The sequence below is a fragment of the Pseudomonas viridiflava genome (assembly GCF_900602065.1).
Lineage (GTDB): Bacteria > Pseudomonadota > Gammaproteobacteria > Pseudomonadales > Pseudomonadaceae > Aquipseudomonas.
This window is the reverse complement of sequence record NZ_UWFN01000179.1, coordinates 1-299: the sequence shown is the minus strand read 5'-3', so window position 1 is coordinate 299 and position 299 is coordinate 1. Positions and strand designations below refer to the sequence as shown.

The window sequence follows — 299 nt, the reverse complement described above, 5'->3', positions numbered from 1 at the left end:
CATCACATAGCGTCAAGCGAGCAAGAACGTTCTGTGATTTTTTGCGCGGAGCAACACAATGAGCCCTAATATTGCTGGCACACCGGAGAAAAAAACTGTTTTCAAAAAACGATTATTTGGCACCATTGCCATTGCCCACAGGTAAAACACCGGTCGACTCGCTCAACATCATCTGGCAAAAAAATGAAGTCTTTCTGGATATCGGTTGTTACAACGTGGGGTCGGCAGTGATGGTGATATGGCCGATGACCCTCATGTTCCTAAGTCTCGCCTACGGTTTAAAAGATTCAGACTTGCTC

1 pseudogene is annotated in these 299 nt (G+C 45.8%); it reads left to right on the top strand.

The features are described 5' to 3' along the window. Nucleotides 1-58 precede the first annotated feature (58 nt). A pseudogene (locus EE949_RS29645) lies at nucleotides 59-299 on the top strand (hypothetical protein); the annotation flags it as partial.